Annotated in this window: 1 protein-coding gene; it reads right to left on the bottom strand. The window is 49.1% G+C overall.

Going from position 1 to position 867, the window contains the following annotated elements; translation table 11 throughout:
• A partial coding sequence (locus tag ACFQ1C_RS16140) for an IS110 family transposase (protein WP_379559704.1) occupies positions 1-683 on the bottom strand: 683 nt, incomplete at its 3' end.
• Between the last annotated feature and the right edge of the window lie 184 nt (positions 684-867).

Here is an 867-nt window from a genome sequence, read left to right as displayed (position 1 = left end):
TGCGGTGCCTTTAAATCTTTAGGTAAGACACATAGCTCAGCCAACACAATGAGTGCTGTTGCCCTTCCTACTCCCTTAGCAGCACACATATTATTTAAGTGAAGAGAGAGTGTTTCTGACTCTGCTATTAATGCTAGGGCGGCCTGAGTTAACCGTTCAATACGCTCGTTCAACGTATCAATTCCATCCTGTTCATCTTCGATTAGCATTGGCATCGTTGCCTGCTTAGCTTGCAACGCGTGTAGCCTATTTTTAGCCTGTGTTCGCGTGGCTGTAAGTCGATTAATTTGCCGACCAATGTCCCGTAGGCCAAGGTGGTTCTCGCTTGGAGGCGTCCAGAGGCGAGGCTCCATACGCTCGCCATACTCAGCCAGCAAGGCCGAATCGATACCATCGGTCTTGCTTCCCGTCAGCTTGAGCGTAGCAAAGTGATGGAAGCTTTTTGGGTTAATGACTGCGACGGGTAATTCTGCTTTCACTAAAGCAACAGCCAAGTCAAAGTAGTAGATGCCCGTCGCTTCCATCACGATCAGGGAGGGCGCTTGAGCCTGCAGTCGCTTCACTGCTTTGGCATGTCCTTGCGGTGTTTGTTTGAACTGCTCGACTTTATATGACCGCCCATTTTTTCTAATAACGAGGTCAAATGTTTTAGCTGCAATATCAATCCCCACAAAAACGTTCATGCCCTTTCCTTTAAGCTATGGTTTGTTAGATAATGATCACCGGTTCCCCGACCTCGCACTTTATGCGGCCTCATCCTTGTGATGCGAAGTCCGACCTTTATCGGCTTCCTGATACTCTTCGAGGTTTGCAATGAGGCGGGGAGCCAATCTACGAACGAGGTCAGCAAGTGCTGCCTCCAGGGTC

The organism is Oceanisphaera ostreae (genome assembly GCF_042676125.1).
Taxonomy (GTDB): Bacteria; Pseudomonadota; Gammaproteobacteria; order Enterobacterales; family Aeromonadaceae; genus Oceanimonas; species Oceanimonas ostreae.
This window is presented reverse-complemented; position numbering and strand designations above follow the sequence as displayed.